Origin of the sequence: Enterococcus sp. HMSC072F02 (genome assembly GCF_001837725.1) — a bacterium.
GTDB lineage: Bacteria > Bacillota > Bacilli > Lactobacillales > Enterococcaceae > Enterococcus_B > Enterococcus_B lactis.
The window spans coordinates 41,273-56,046 of the sequence record NZ_KV833888.1 but is presented as its reverse complement, the minus strand read 5'-3'; the positions used below and the strand labels follow the sequence as shown (position 1 = coordinate 56,046).

Sequence of the window (14,774 nt, the reverse complement as noted above, 5' to 3'; positions counted from 1 at the left end):
TTTTTTTATTGTATGGTTTCTGCTAAAATATCCATCGTATATTTAAAACCATCTTTTGCATCAAAAATTGCTTTCCAACCTAAAGAACAAAGCTTTTCACTATTCAGACTAGAGTTATTCATGGGGTTGAATAGTTTTGCTTCGACTTCAGTAGGTAAATCAAACTCTAACTCTACGTTTCCAATCTCAGCTATCATCTTTGCCATTTCTGCAATACTAATGATTGATCTAGGATTTGAGATATTATATGCTTCTCCCGGATTTCCTTTGAGCAATGCCTGCAATATTGCAGTAGCACAATCTAAACTATAAGTATAGGATCTGATTTGACTGCCCGTACTTTTCATGATGATTTTTTCTCCTTTTAACGCATTTAGAACAAACGCCGAAGAAACACGTTTATCTTCTCGTTTTGCTGAAGGTCCGTAAATATGTCCTGGGCGAACAATGATACTTTCAACTCCATACTCTTTGAGATAACTAACGCATAGTGTCTCAGCTGCTCGTTTCCCCATGGGATAAGAAGAGCGAGGATTCAAAATATCGACATAGCCGTAATTAGTTTCTAATAATGGCTTATCTGTGCTAAAATCCCCATAGACTTCGCTTGATGATACGTATAGCAATCGTTCAACTTGTTTGTCTTTGGAAAATTCTAAGAGAGTAGTCAAGCCATAAATATTTCCTTGCATTGTTTCTACTGGTTTTTCCGTATATAAATCCGGACTTGCATGACTAGCTCCATGGATAATATAATCAACGTTTTTATCGAACGAGAACTCTTTCGTTGCGTCATACAGTACAGGTACAACACACATTTCAGCTGAAGCAGTAGAAAAGCGTTCTTCTAACCTTTCTACACTTCTCCCCAGGGCATAGATTGTTATATTCAGATCTAATTCTTGATTAGCCATTACCAATAAATCGACGACTGCAGAACAGATCAGACCATTTGCCCCAGTGACCATGATATTTTTTTCTTTAAATCCTTGCAAGATACCAGATGTCTCTTGGATACACTTTTTTAGATTTGAAAGATAGGTTTTATTTTCTAATAAATTCATTTGTTTTGCCTGCCTTACTTGATCCAGTCATCATTCGTCGAATTCAATAATGCTTTGAAAATCTCTAAATCATCTAACGTAGTAATTTTTAAGTTCTTTTCTGAGCCAGGTGAAAAATAAGATTTTTTCCCTAAAACTTGCATCAATTGACATGAAGCTGCCATATTAATGATTCCTTTTTCTTCTGCTAGTTGATACGTATCTATTATTTCGCCTAATTGATACGTATGCGGGGTCTGTGTACGAACAAGTAGATCACGATTCAAAGAATCCACAGAACTCGTCTCTCCTTTTTCTGCTAAAGTGAAGACGACTTCTGTACAAGGAATCACAGCAACAGCATTTCCATTTTTTTTATAGACTTCAATGCTTTCACTGATGATTTTTTTGCTTACCATTGGACGATTGCCATCATGAATCAACACGACATCGTTCCTATCACGTTTTTTATATATTTCTTTTAAACCATTATAGATCGATTCTTGTCCAGAGTTTCCACCTTCTACGATATACTTTAGTTTCGTGATATTGAACTGTTTTGCATAAGCAGTCAGCATTTCTTCCCACCCTTTTAAAATAACTACACAAATTTCGTCTATTTCCGGATGCTCTTCAAAAGCTTTCAGTGTATAAACCAGTATCGGAATGTTATTCACATGGATAAATTGTTTGGGTATGTCTTGACCTGTCCTAGTACCTGTACCTGACGCAGTTAATAAGGCAATGTTCATAAAATGATTTACTCCTTTTCTTGATCTTAATTATTAATAAGACTTTAATATTTTCTTTTCAATAAAGTGATTAGTTTAGGACTAATATGTTGTAATTTATTGGCTAAAATAATAGATAAATAGGCAAGCGATGTTGGTAAATTAAAATAAAGTTTAGTCAGCTTTTTTATAACTGAATCAGTACAGGCAATTGAACTTGCCTCTCTGATCACTGGATTGTTAAGAATATTCTTTATTGCACGTTTCTTTTCACGATTAGATAACTGATTTGTTTCTACGATAGACAAAATGACTGATGTAACTCCTTTTAATAAAAGCGAAGCCATCCCTGATTTATTGGCGTTTTTTGTCACTTCATTGGCTAACAAATAAAACTCCTCAAATGTTTTGAATTTATTTGGATTATATTTGTTCGTTATTCCTTTTCCCCCTTCAAAATCGTATATATATTCGATTTTAGGGTTTAAGATTACTTGTTGGCAGTGTTCATAATAATTAAGATTAAAGATACGGTCTTCACAACTACTGTAATTTTTGAATAGAATCTGTTTTTCCATCAAGAGTTCTCTCTTGTAGCATTTGTTCCAAACCACATACATCAGCTGCTGATTCATCAGCTGATACATATCATCCATGAATTGTTCATGATTTGTATATTGATATTCTGGAACAAGATAGTCCTTTTCCGAAATGATTTTCCCCCTGCTTAGCGTACGGAATATAAAAGAACTGATAAGCAGATCTGCTTCAGGATACTGTTCAAATAACTGCCGATAATCTGCTAAAATTTCTTTGACTGGCTCATCATCTGCATCGAAAAATAATACATATTTTCCTGTAGATTGCTTGATGCCTTCATTTCGAGCAAGTCCAGGTCCTTGATTTTCGGTTGTAAAAAGTTGAAAATGACTATCTCCTTGGATAGCTGACTGAATCAGCTGCTCTGTTTTGTCAGTTGACCCATCATTGACCAAAATCACTTCATATTCTTCAAATGCCAGATTTTTTAAAACTTCTATTGTATGAACGATCGTGTCTTCGGCATTATAAACTGGAACAATTATACTAAATATCGGATGGCTCATTTCATTTCTTTCCTCCAGCTTAGCGATAAATTTTCTCTTGTGAAAAGTCGATTTCTGCTAATGAACTGATATTTTCATCTTCATCTAGTCCTTGTGAGGACATCTTATCAAATAAGATTTTGATTGTTTGAAGTAAAATCTTCAAATCTAATAGTAAGGAATACTTTTTGATATACAACAAATCAAAACGTAGTTTACTATTATAATCTGATACATATTTTCCGTATACTTGTGCATATCCGGTAATCCCTGCACGTACATTGTGTCTTAAATAATAATAAGGATTTTCTTCATTGAACTGATCAACGAAAAATGGTCTTTCTGGACGTGGTCCGACAATCGACATATCGCCTTTCAATACATTAAAGATTTGAGGTAATTCGTCAAAACGTACGGCACGGATAAATTTGCCTACTGGTGTCACACGTGCATCATTGCTCTTTGCCAAGACTGGTCCTGATTTTGCTTCAGCTGTTGCACTCATGGAACGAAATTTATAGATTGAAAATTCCTTTTGATTTTTCGTAATACGTACTTGTTTATAAATAATTGGTCCAGGTGAAGTTGTTTTTACCAAAATCGCTGTGATTAGCATAAAAGGTGAAGCGAGGATCAATAAAATAAGCGAAACGATGATATCAAAGAGACGTTTGAATAATTCATATTCCGGCTGAATTTTGAAACCGGAAGCTTCAATGATACTTTCATCTTCGAAATTCATGATGTTCGGATTGATCATCGTTAAATTTTCAAAATTTGTATTTAAAAACAGCTTCTTCTCTTTTTTAGTCACTAATTGATAAATATTGATTTTTTCATCTTCTGGGATTTTTGAAGCCAAGTAGACAATATCGATGTCATCAATCAATTTTTTTGTGTTTTCATAATAATTGTCGATCACTACTGCTTCAACCTTATGTTTGTTGTTTTTCTTAGATTGAAAGTTTTGGATCGCTGGTGCGACATCTTTCTCCAAACCTACGATAAGTACTTTCTTATCACGACTGACTCTTAAGTATAGTTTATAAACGACTATCCGATAAACGCTAAGTAATATCGTGCCAAGTATAAACGAGAGCACGATGACGCCACGCGGAAATGCAAACCAACGTCCAGCAAAAGTAACCACCATGATCCCCAATGCTATCAGCACCTGTCCAATAACAGTAATGAAGACGATATCACTGATCATTCGGTTATAGAATACATAAGCTCCTAACAAAATATTCAACGCAATAAAGATAATGGAAATAAAAACTGCTGAATGCTGAAAGGTCTCTAAGTTTCTTGCTGGGACTTCTCCTTGGAACTTCAGCAAAAAGCTAAGATAGATCGACACATTCAATACAAGTACATCCATGATGATAATGAATATCCTGCGTGCCGCATTCCACTCCCCATTTTTATTCATATATACACTCCTAACCATAAAATAATGCCTCTATCATCTTACCATAGCAAAGTTTAAAAACCTAGTGAATAACCAAATTGTAAAATAAATTAAAAGAAAAATTCTTGTCTTTTAATAAGAATTGTTGTAGATACCTATACAATATTGCATAAGTAAAAAACTATTTCACCATCTATTTAGATGACGAAACAGTTTTTTATTTTTAGTCAGGTCTCAACGAAAAATCGCCGATTCCTTCTTTAGTTAGATTATCGTTATAAAATGGGTCATGAGCAATATAAGAAGGCCACTTATCTTGCATTTTTTTGATTTCCCCAGCAAAACGTCTTTGTTTTTCTGGTGTATCTTCATAACCTCTTGATTTAGATTCGAAATGGTACAATTCTGCTTGATGTGCATAGACATTGTAACGACCCAATTCATAAACTTTCAAGCACAAGTCAACATCGTTGAATGCTACTTCTAATGTTTCATCAAATCCATTGACAGCATTGAAGTCAGCTGCCTTGACCATCATACAAGCTGCAGTGACAGCTAAGTAATTGACATCAATGACCAATCGGCCGAAATAACCACAATGTGTTCGATCATAGTTATTCAATGCATGCCCTGCAACACCACCGATTCCTAATAATACTCCTGCATGCTGCGTTGTATCATCTGGATAAAACAGTTTTGCTCCTACACAGCCGATTCGATCAAACTGTGCATAAGAAACCATCGCCGTCATCCAATCTGGCTCAATCACTTCTGTATCGTTATTCAAGAATAAAAAGTATTTGCCGTTTGCTTTTTTTGCTGCTAAATTGTTGATTCGAGAATAATTGAATGGAATGTCAATCAATTCTACGATAAAGCGGTCTTTCAGCTGATGCTTGTATTCCGCAAATAATTCTTGCATTTTTGGATCTGTACTTCCATTATCCGCAATAATGATTTCATAATTTGAATAAGACGTTTTTTCGATGATCGAATCCACACAAGTTTTTAGATCTTCATAGCCATTCTTCGTTGGAATGATCACACTGACCAAATCCTCTTGCAAGACGTCATAAGTAATCTCATAAAATCCAGAAATTCTGCCAGGACGTACGCTTCCTTTGATGTTCCTTCTAAACAGGGCATCTGTCAATGCTTTCACTCCGGAATCATAGATATAACTTTTGGCTTCACCATTACTTGCAGTTGACCCTGGGATCGTCCGCCAATGATACAAGACTCGGTCAATGTGGTAAATATGATCTGCAGGGATTTGTTCTGTCACACGAAGGACCAAATCATAATCTTGAGACCCTTCATATCCTTTACGGAAACCGCCAAGTTCTTTAACAATCCTTGTCCGATATACGCCTAAGTGAGAGATATAATTATTTCCCATCAATGTATCGGGAGACCAGTCTGCTTTGAAGTGCGGGTCAAAGCGATTCCCATCTGCATCGATTTTATCTTCGTCACTGTAGATCAAATCCAGTTCTGGATGTACGTTTAGCACTTTTGCCACTTCATATAATGCAAATGGGGGTAATTCGTCATCATTATCTAAGAGCGCTATAAACTCTCCTTCTGCCATTTCCAATGCAGAATTAGTTGCCAGACTGATATGTCCATTTTCTTGTCGGAAAACGACTTTGATTCTATCATCTTTTGCTTGATAGGATTCCAGACACTTTCGGATAGCTGGATCAGTAGAAGCATCATCACTGATACATAGTTCCCAGTGATCATACGTTTGATCAAGTACCGAATTAATGCATTTTTCGAGCCATTTGATTTCAACGTTATAGACAGGCATAAGTATGGAAATCAATGGGCGGTAGGCAAATCCTTGTACTTCTTTCCTTTGCTCTTTCAGATCAGGTTTCTCATGACGACTGATCCACTCTGCATAGTCGATCGATCCTGGTTTCAATTCCAGTTTGACCCGGCGGATTGCTTTTTTTACGCCATGAGTCCTTGCATAATTTATCCCTTTTTTCAGTAATCTTTTTTTTCTTTCCCATGAAGATTCAATGCCGTCATCATAAGGATATTTACCGTTTAATTTCACAGCTATGCCATTTTGATGTCTTGCTGTTTGGAAGTCTAAGATTGCTTTTCCTCTCATTTTCCCTGATAAACGTACCTTAAAACCGCTTTGGGTCTTAACATCAAGATTATATAAATGATTGATATCCAATCTTACGACATGTGTTGCTTCAGCAATCACATTTTCTTTTTCTACCTTTATCGCAGGGATTTCTTTGGTCACTTCATCAATTGCCCAGCCCACAATAAGCAAATCGCCAGTGGCCCGTTCACGAGTGATTTGATCGATAAATACGGCAATTTCTTTTTTTTGCACGATTCGTTTACTCCTTATCTTTATAAGTTAATCATTATTTACATTTCAATGATCCATGATTGACCATTTTGAGCCACTGCTTCCACTAAGAATGAACGTTCCTTCTCGCAAAGGATCCGCAGTTCAAATCCTGCTTTTGCTCCTTCAGCTAGCTGTTTTGCTTGATTGACTTCTTCTCGTAAAACAGGAATTGCTTCAAAAAATGGTGATTGGTCAGCTGATAACTTATAGGACAATGGTTGGCGATCCGAATTAGCGATTCCCCATCCGATGATTTTTAATATCTTTGTTTCTGCATCCCAGATTTTTTCGTCAATACATAGAGAAAGCTCTTTTTCTTGGATTTTTTTCGATGTTTCTTTCTTACGTCGCCCTAATCTATGTTTGATTGTCCATTCATCACTTTCCAACAATGTGCAATAGCGATTTGTGGTTGTTTTTAACGTATGGACTAGTCTTGTATTTTCCTCAAGAAGATGATGATTTTCTCTTTCTAATTCATCATTTTTCTCAGAAAGCTGCTTTGTGACTTCAGCCATGGGACGAATCGTTTCCAACAATTCTTTCATTGTTGGTGTCAATTCCCCGATAAAGCGATAGTGACAATGGATAGTCACTTCTTTCGCAGAAATATCCGTTAGAACGAACTCTGGTAATTCTTTCCCATCAAACAAATAACAATCATTTACTGTTTTGACTACAGCATTCGAATCGATAAATGTGAGTTTTTCTCCGGCAGCTTCTGCGCTGAATTCGATAAAGCTAGGTTGTTGCGCGAAGCGAAACACCATTCTTTCTATTGTTTCTGATACGGGGAAACTTAGTGTCTCATTTTCCCCTGTGAAATTATTGAATGGTATTTGTTGGATTGTTTCATCTTGTTTCGTTTGCTGGGTTACTTCTAACACTTTTACATAATTAGAATTTTGTGGCTCTGCAATGGAACTTTGTGCTACTGGATGTTTCATCAATGAGAAAAAGTATTGGTAGACTTCACCAAATGGTCGCATTTTGAAATCATAGCGTACAGCTTCCGGCAATTCTTCATAAGTTGATTTTAATTCTGTATCACCTACAGCTAAGTACAAATAATCTTCAATATTAATGAATAATCCCGCTTTTTCAAAAACTTTTTGGAAGCCATCATGAGTATAAAAAGAATTATGGGTTTCATCTAGGAGACCATAAGAAGCCCACGGCAATTGGTTATTGAACAAATCGATCATGACAGAATTATGCGCCAAGTTAGGGAATGTAATCAGGATCTCTCCTTCTTCATTCAAAAATTCTCTGACTTTCTTCAATGTTTTTCCAGGATCTACCAAATGTTCTAAAACATCCGCAAACAAGACGTAATCAAATGTCTGTCCAGCATAATAGTTTGCCCACTCAAAACTTTCGATATCACCATAAAATCCATCTTGAGCAAATTCGCTGACAAAATCGAACAATTCCTTATCTAACTCAACAATGCTCACTTCACATTGTTTTGCACCGATTAAATGTTTCGTTAATCGGCCGTTTCCGGGACCAAACTCTAAAACTTTACTTCCTGGTTTGATCTGTGCGGCAATTTTTCCCACACTGCTTTGTTCATCTAGGTCCATTTCAAAATCATATTTCATTGCTATGAGTCCCTTCTTCCCATTTATGGTCTAAGACCACGATGCCTTCTCCGATATAAGAACCGCTGACAAACAAATTCATGTACTTTGTCTTATATACCAAAGGAACCGTTGCATTTTCTTCAAAGACCGCAACGTCAAAATAATATTCACCAGCTAACAAACCTAACTTTTCATACTCCAGATAAAAGATATTCTCTCCTTTTTTCCAAGGAATCTTGATACCATCTAGTAGAGTATTGAGTCCGCACACATAAAAATTGTCGACTGTTCGTAGCGCAATTCCTAAAACCGGATTTTTGATTGTATCATCTTTTACTTCATAAGTTACTTTAACGTATAGTTTTTCTCCTTGTTCCAGCATATCCACCGGATTTTTGTCTTTATCCAACAATTCCGCTTTCGTCACGTCGACGATATCTGGAGCGGCGAACCGTTCTACTTGGTTTTTATTCCGATCCACTGTTTTAACTGATTTTTTCTTTAAAAAGTTTTCATAATTCGTCGTTACTTCCATCGTATCGCCATATTCGACGACTTCTCCGTTTTTCAACCAATAGGAACGATCACAAAAACGGCGAATCGAACTGATATCATGAGAAACGAATAAAATCGTCTTTCCCGAGTTCTTGATTTCTGTAAATTTTTCCATACATTTTAGTTGAAATTCAAGGTCTCCTACTGCCAATGCTTCATCTACAATCAAAATATCAGGATTCACATTGATTGCTACAGCAAAAGCTAGACGAACGAACATCCCACTTGAATAAGTTTTCACAGGTTGATAAATATGGTCGCCGATGTCAGCAAATTCAATGATATCATCGACCATTTCATCGACTTCTTCTCTTGAAAAGCCTAGTACCATCCCATTTAAATAGATATTTTCATAGCCAGAATACTCAGGATTAAATCCTGAACCTAGTTCTAGCAAAGCAGAGATTTTCCCTTCGATTTCCATCGTACCGGATGTTGGTGTCAGTACCCCTGTAATGATTTTCAACATCGTAGATTTTCCGGATCCGTTTTCTCCAACGAAACCGATCATCTCACCTTTTTTTATTTCTACATTCACGTTTTTCAACGCATAAAACACATCATGATAGGATTTCTTAAAAGGATTAAGAGCTTCACGAAATCGATCCGACGGTTTTGCGTACATATTATAAGATTTTGTGATATCTTTTAGTCTAATTGCATATTCTGTCATAGCTATTCTCCTTACAGCACATCTGAAAAATGTGGTTTCAATCTACGGAACACTGCAGAGCCGATTACGAACATTACTAATGTGAACACCCAGAAATACAAAGTATATGTTCCATGCTCCCAGAACCAAGCTTCACTTAAAAACGACTCACGATAGCCTTGAACAACATAGTACAGCGGATTTAATTTCAATATGCTTACAAGACCTGAGTCAAACTGGTTCGGGCTCCATAATATCGGCAACGTCCACATGATCAACTGCAAGACGATCGTAATCAATTGCATGATGTCTGGTAAAAATGGTTGGATGGATGCTGTCAGCCAAGTCAATCCTGTCAAGAAAGCACACATGCAAAATAGATAGTAAATCAGCTGTAAAGACATGGCTGAAGGATATATACCATTTATAAGCGCAACAGCTATGCCAATCAGAATGAAAAATAAATGGGTGTACAAATTGGATAGGATTTTCGTCGTGGGCAAGATACGAATATTGAATACGACTTTCTTTACTAAATAAGTATATTCCCGAAAAACAACCGTAGTTGATGCAAAGGCATCAGAGAAGAAGAACCAAGGAATCATCCCGGTAACTAAATATACGATAAATGGGTATTTTGCATCGATCATTTGTGCTTTCAATCCAACGCCAAATACCAGCCAATAAATCAATACAGTAAATAACGGATTGATAAACGCCCATAAGATCCCTAAAAACGACCCTGCATATCTTGATTTGAAGTCATTGATCGAAAACTGTAGCAGTAATTTTCTGTTCTGATAAATGTCCTTCATAAATAAATACAAATCTTTAAACATTTGTGTTCCTCCAAGCGATTTCAGTGAATTACAGTCAAGTGCCATTTTACCATATTTTTGGTACCGAGCTGCGTTCTTATTTATTTCTTAATTTTCTATGATACAAGATTTTCTCTAACGTTTCTATTTTACAGAAGATGCTAGACAATTGCAATAAACCAAAAAAGGCTGCGACGGTTGTCACAGCCTCTCTCGTATTTTGCGCCTATCAATGATAGCGTTGGATCCTGGAAGAATGAGCGCTATCTGGTTGTTCCTCATAACTTGGATCTCCAGCATTCATGTCGTCATATGGCTCTTCTATGTCATAGTATTCTTCCATAACTTTCGTTTCGTCATAGCGATGAACCGACATAGCCAACAGGATATAAATAATCGGAACCCATGGATATGAAGTCAATGTATCCTCCATAAATGACTGCATCATCACCGCAAAAAAAGCCCAGATAAAAGTCATCTGCCCGTTGGATAAATCTGCTTTCAACGTTAAGCGACCAATAAAAAGGATAAGCAGCAAAGCAGCAATTCCAAACCCTATTAACCCATAGATATTCAAAATAGAATTATAACTATTGTGGTTTCCTAAAAATTGGTTTCCTCGTTGGAAGATGAATGTTTTCATCCCTAGTAAAACTTGCTCAGATTTTTCTCCTAGCGTCTGATAGAATTTATGCCAAATATCTTCTCGACCGGTAAACAAATTGACTTTTTCGGAAACAGCGGCTAGATAAGAAATCGGTAAAGCCAAAAGAATCGTAGCCGTATAGGCAATAAACGGTGCACGAATGACACGCATCAATGATTTAGGTAAAAGATCCAATATCGCAAAAACAATCAATGCAACTAATGCGCCTCTTGATTGGCAGACCCAAATACCTAAAAAGGCTGCAACGACTGCTATCCCACCGATGATACGAACATACCACCGTTCAAAAGAACTGGCAAATCCGCTGATCAATAAAGCAAGAGTCATCAAAGAACTTCCGATTGTATTCGTATTGATCCAAATATCAGAAAGCGAATTTCCTGGAGCCCAGATGCTTTGTCCTTCTGGTACTTGGATCTCTGTAAATACACGATATAACGTGATTCCGAGGAAGAACGTAAAGACAAGCAGATAAATCCCGCGATCCCATTTTGTCCACTCAATCCATTTAATTACTAAACAAAATAAAATAATCAAAGGAAACAGTAAATCTCCAAATAAAGACTCATTTCTTAATTCCCGAAAGTAAGAAAAGAAAATGAAAAGTGCAAGCGCAACACCTAGATAAAGAAAATCGACGCCTTTTGCTTTATAAACATTTAAAATGAGCAAAATAGCCACACTAAAAGTGATAAGTAGCGAACTGTTGTTATATATAAACAAAGTGGCTGGGAAGCTTAATCCTGCTGTCCAAACAGAAAAGACCAGCGTCAGCAGCAAAAGCAAGAAACCAGCACTCATTTTGTTGACAAATTTTTGTACGATTGCTTGAATTATCTCCACTCTCCTTTCTAATAATACTTCAGGGTTATTCTCAGCTAGCCCATTACTGTAAGACTAGCTGATTTTCCTGAGTTTGTGTTTGTGATACATCTGGATAATCCGGATATTCTACTTTAAAAATCATATAACCATCTTTATCCGGTCCATATAGTTGTGTGAATTGAGCTTCATATAACTGATTGTAATCAGTTAACGGTCGCTTACTGATTACATAGTTGATCCCTAATTTTTCTGCGTCTTCAAAATTCAACGTGACCGAGAACATATCTGGACGATCTAAAATGAACTTTGTATCTTCCTTAGCGATAAAAGCTCTTGTGTGAGCATACCGATTATAATACTTCTCATATTCTTCTTTTGGATCGATTTTCTTCCATGCAGCCATATCTGGATAAAAGCGGACTGTATTGAAAGATTTCACACCCAAAGTTGGGGTGAAGTTATACAGTTCATCTTCAGTCAACCAGACTTTGCCAGGGTCTTGTTGATCGATTTTTCGGATTTCTTTTGCCAGTGTTTTTTCAAAAATCGCTCCAGTACCTTCTACGACTGGATTGACAAAGAAACCAGATGCGATGATCACGGCGGCAAAAGCAAGATAAAACAAGCGTCTCCAGCTAAATAATGCAAAAGCTAAAATCACTGTTCCCAACACAGCAACTGCGATGGTTTCGAAATCTGAAAAATAATTATCCATCTTCGAATGAGTAATTGCATAGAAATAAGACCATGCGTTTACTGCCAGTAAAATGAATTTATACCAAATAGGAATAACATCTTCTCTCCAAATATAAGCGATGAACCAAATTGATAATAGGCAAGCCGCAAAACTAAAAGTAAGGATGGCTCTTAAAGGAGGAACATAAGACAGCAGAGTAATTTCTGCTAGCCATTTTGGCAATCCAACGGTAATCCAAAAGATAGAAAACAGACAAAAAATCATCAAAATACGTCCCAATAACTTTTGTTCATTATCTTTTTTGCCAAATAACACAAATGGACTGGCTAGGAATACAGTTGGAAAGAAGTGGTAGAACAAAGCCACTTCAGAGTTATTCGAATAGTTGATGTCTTCAAAAGGAATTTTCCAGTTTGTCAGGAAAGAAAAAAATTCGCCAATCGTCCACTTTCCACCGGTACTGACTCGTTTTCCTGGATATAAGGTATTCAAAGAAGCTAACAATGCGTCTTTTGACGTCAGCCAGAAATGAACCATGACTCCGCCAATAAATAAAACTGCCCCTCCAATCAACACTACATCCAACAGATCCCAAGAAATTTTCTTGCTGTAGTAAATAAGCAATCCAATAAAATAAAAAATCAGCAAGTACGCCAGCATCACTTGATGGGCTGGGTAAATCACTAAAATAAACCCAATACCGAAAATAACCACCAAAAGCATCATCAACGTTCGCAGCCATTTTTTATCATGATTGTAGAAATAATGATAAAAAGCAGTCATCAATCCTAAAGTAAAGAAAATCAAATCGCCCACATGCTGCATGAACCACCACTGGACTGCGGGAGAAAATGTCAGCGCAAATGCGCCAATCAGCGATAATGCTTTTTTTCTCTTCGTTAATATCATCAGTACTTCGAATCCAAGCAAGACCATGACGACTAATTTCATCGCCCAATAAAAGGAAAGGCCTCGATCTCTTCCGAGGAAAAAGAATCCCCAGTTGAATGGTTTTCCGATAACCGTAATATCCTTTACAGGAGAATTATACGCAATGATCATGTTTTGTCCGTTCAATGAATAATCTTCGTTCACCAATGGAAAGTCCTCTTCAGCTTGTGAGAGGTAAAAAGGTGTCTGCACCAGCCATTCATCTGACCGCACTTCCCGATTCTGTCCAAAAATCACATCAGTTTTTTTCCCATCGTCTCTTTGCGACACATATTTATCCCAAACACCAAGTGAACTTCCGTTTAAATTAAAAGTAACAATGACCACGATGACTAAAACACCAATAAGGTATCGGAGTTTTAGAAACAGGTCAAGCACCAAATTCGAATCTGCCTGATTCGCTTTTGGTTTTTCTTTTCGTCGCGCACTTCTTGTTTGTTTTTCCATATCATGCTCCAAATTCTATTTGATAAAAAGGAAATTACTTATTCATTTTTTTTGCAGCTTCCAGCATTTGCGCAAGTGCTTCTTGCCAAGTTGGTATGGCAAATCCTAACGCTTCTGTCTTTTTCAGGCTCATGACTGAATACTGCGGACGCGTTGCTTTTTGTGGAAATTCTTCCGATGTAACAGGCGCTACTTCCACATCTGTATCTTTCAATATTTCTTTGGCAAATTCATACCAAGAACAGCTATTTTCGTTCGACAAATGATAAATACCGAATGGTGCTTTTTCTTCGATAACATATACCATAAATTCTGCCAAAGTACGTGTCCAAGTTGGTCGCCCGAACTGGTCATTTACTACAGTCAGTTTGTCGCGGGTTTCCGCTAGGCGTTGCATCGTGAAGACGAAATTGTGTCCATAAATCCCGAAAACCCAAGAAGTTCGTATGATATAATAGTCTTCTAAAATCTCTTCTACTGCTTTTTCACCTAATAATTTCGTACGACCATATTCATTTAGTGGATTCGTTTGGTCATCTACTTCGTACTCTACATTTTTGTTTTTTCCATCGAAGACATAGTCTGTACTGATATAGACGAATTGAGCATTCACAGCTTTTGCTGCAAGTGCTACATTTCTTGTGCCATCGACATTGATTTTCTCATCTAATTCTTTTGCTTCTTCTTCTGCTTTATCTACTGCTGTGTAAGCTGCGCAATGGAAAATAACATCCGGTTTTAATTCTGTAATATAAGCCATTGTTTTCTCAGCATCTGTGATATCCAAGTCTTTTGCATCTGTTGAAACATATGGCAGATTTTTTTCATCTAATAAATGGCGCAATTCTGTACCTAATTGTCCATTTCCTCCAGTTAATAAAAACATATGGTTATCCGCTCCTTGATTTTTATTTTAAAAAAGA

At 36.7% G+C, this 14,774-nt stretch carries 11 protein-coding genes; all 11 read right to left on the bottom strand.

Features of this window, described 5'->3' with window-relative positions:
* Nucleotides 1-5: 5 nt before the first annotated feature.
* The 11 genes from HMPREF2731_RS01260 to rfbD all read right to left on the bottom strand — a co-directional run bounded on the left by HMPREF2731_RS01260 (nucleotide 6) and on the right by rfbD (nucleotide 14,737).
* Nucleotides 6-1,064, bottom strand: coding sequence for an NAD-dependent epimerase/dehydratase family protein (locus HMPREF2731_RS01260; RefSeq protein ID WP_002322618.1), 1,059 nt, complete (start codon nucleotides 1,062-1,064; stop codon nucleotides 6-8).
* 14 nt (nucleotides 1,065-1,078) lie between these two features.
* Entirely contained in the window at nucleotides 1,079-1,795 is a 717-nt protein-coding gene (locus tag HMPREF2731_RS01255) for an IspD/TarI family cytidylyltransferase (protein WP_002322619.1), read from the bottom strand.
* 44 nt (nucleotides 1,796-1,839) lie between these two features.
* On the bottom strand, nucleotides 1,840-2,880 hold the full coding sequence (locus HMPREF2731_RS01250; protein ID WP_070872145.1) for a glycosyltransferase family 2 protein: 1,041 nt from the start codon (nucleotides 2,878-2,880) through the stop codon (nucleotides 1,840-1,842).
* 19 nt (nucleotides 2,881-2,899) lie between these two features.
* Nucleotides 2,900-4,291: a sugar transferase gene (locus HMPREF2731_RS01245; RefSeq protein WP_070872143.1), complete on the bottom strand. Its 1,392-nt coding sequence runs from the start codon at nucleotides 4,289-4,291 to the stop codon at nucleotides 2,900-2,902.
* A 202-nt stretch (nucleotides 4,292-4,493) separates the two neighbouring features.
* Nucleotides 4,494-6,632 (bottom strand): glycosyltransferase family 2 protein, encoded by a 2,139-nt coding sequence (locus tag HMPREF2731_RS01240; protein ID WP_070872141.1) that lies wholly within the window; start codon nucleotides 6,630-6,632, stop codon nucleotides 4,494-4,496.
* A 38-nt stretch (nucleotides 6,633-6,670) separates the two neighbouring features.
* Nucleotides 6,671-8,257: a class I SAM-dependent methyltransferase gene (locus tag HMPREF2731_RS01235; protein ID WP_070872139.1), complete on the bottom strand. Its 1,587-nt coding sequence runs from the start codon at nucleotides 8,255-8,257 to the stop codon at nucleotides 6,671-6,673.
* Nucleotides 8,247-9,467: an ABC transporter ATP-binding protein gene (locus HMPREF2731_RS01230; RefSeq protein WP_002289079.1), complete on the bottom strand. Its 1,221-nt coding sequence runs from the start codon at nucleotides 9,465-9,467 to the stop codon at nucleotides 8,247-8,249. The genes HMPREF2731_RS01235 and HMPREF2731_RS01230 overlap by 11 nt, the downstream gene beginning before the upstream one ends.
* A gap of 11 nt (nucleotides 9,468-9,478) precedes the next feature.
* Nucleotides 9,479-10,285 carry an ABC transporter permease gene (locus tag HMPREF2731_RS01225; protein ID WP_002289081.1) on the bottom strand — a complete coding sequence of 269 codons (807 nt, stop codon included), beginning with the start codon at nucleotides 10,283-10,285 and terminating at the stop codon, nucleotides 9,479-9,481.
* 208 nt (nucleotides 10,286-10,493) lie between these two features.
* Nucleotides 10,494-11,774, bottom strand: a complete 1,281-nt coding sequence (locus HMPREF2731_RS01220) for an EpaQ family protein (protein WP_070872137.1) — start codon at nucleotides 11,772-11,774, stop codon at nucleotides 10,494-10,496.
* 43 nt (nucleotides 11,775-11,817) lie between these two features.
* Nucleotides 11,818-13,851, bottom strand: a complete 2,034-nt coding sequence (locus HMPREF2731_RS01215; RefSeq protein WP_070872135.1) for a DUF7657 domain-containing protein — start codon at nucleotides 13,849-13,851, stop codon at nucleotides 11,818-11,820.
* 34 nt (nucleotides 13,852-13,885) lie between these two features.
* A complete protein-coding gene (gene rfbD, locus HMPREF2731_RS01210) occupies nucleotides 13,886-14,737 on the bottom strand; it encodes a dTDP-4-dehydrorhamnose reductase (RefSeq protein WP_002315336.1) in 852 nt (283 codons plus the stop codon).
* Nucleotides 14,738-14,774 lie beyond the last annotated feature (37 nt).

Excerpts from the sequence above, each read along its gene's own strand:
- HMPREF2731_RS01245 (WP_070872143.1), bottom strand. The coding sequence starts at position 4,291 with ATGAATAAAAATGGGGAGTGGAATGCGGCACGCAGGATATTCATTATC.
- HMPREF2731_RS01230 (WP_002289079.1), bottom strand. The coding sequence starts at position 9,467 with ATGACAGAATATGCAATTAGACTAAAAGATATCACAAAATCTTATAAT.
- HMPREF2731_RS01255 (WP_002322619.1), bottom strand. The coding sequence starts at position 1,795 with ATGAACATTGCCTTATTAACTGCGTCAGGTACAGGTACTAGGACAGGT.
- rfbD (WP_002315336.1), bottom strand. The coding sequence starts at position 14,737 with ATGTTTTTATTAACTGGAGGAAATGGACAATTAGGTACAGAATTGCGC.
- HMPREF2731_RS01235 (WP_070872139.1), bottom strand. The coding sequence starts at position 8,257 with ATGAAATATGATTTTGAAATGGACCTAGATGAACAAAGCAGTGTGGGA.
- HMPREF2731_RS01260 (WP_002322618.1), bottom strand. The coding sequence starts at position 1,064 with ATGAATTTATTAGAAAATAAAACCTATCTTTCAAATCTAAAAAAGTGT.
- HMPREF2731_RS01215 (WP_070872135.1), bottom strand. The coding sequence starts at position 13,851 with ATGGAAAAACAAACAAGAAGTGCGCGACGAAAAGAAAAACCAAAAGCG.
- HMPREF2731_RS01250 (WP_070872145.1), bottom strand. The coding sequence starts at position 2,880 with ATGAGCCATCCGATATTTAGTATAATTGTTCCAGTTTATAATGCCGAA.
- HMPREF2731_RS01225 (WP_002289081.1), bottom strand. The coding sequence starts at position 10,285 with ATGTTTAAAGATTTGTATTTATTTATGAAGGACATTTATCAGAACAGA.